This window comes from Aeromonas enterica, assembly GCF_054052465.1.
The window spans coordinates 1-369 of the sequence record NZ_JBSTYL010000070.1; the positions used below are offsets into that span (position 1 = coordinate 1).

At 54.7% G+C, this 369-nt stretch carries 1 protein-coding gene; it reads right to left on the reverse strand.

The window, feature by feature from the left end:
• A partial coding sequence (locus ACW5XD_RS23940; protein WP_456497024.1) for an EF-Tu/IF-2/RF-3 family GTPase occupies positions 1-369 on the reverse strand: 369 nt, incomplete at both ends.

The following is a 369-nucleotide window of genomic DNA, read 5'->3' on the forward strand; positions in this document are numbered from 1 at the left end:
GGAACATTTCAACACCGGTACAGGTGGTAGAAACGGTGTCTTTGATACCGACGATTTCTACGGTCTCACCGACTTTAACGATACCGCGCTCTACACGACCGGTTACTACGGTACCACGGCCAGCGATGGAGAATACGTCTTCGATAGGCATCAGGAACGGCAGGTCAATTGCGCGCTCCGGCTCCGGGATATAGGTATCCAGGTGGTTGGCCAGCTCGATGATCTTCTCTTCCCATGCAGCGTCGCCTTCCAGCGCTTTCAGCGCGGAACCACGAACTACCGGCAGGTCATCACCCGGGAAGTCATATTCGGTCAGCAGTTCACGAACTTCCATCTCGACCAGTTCGAGCAGCTCTTCGTCATCTACCA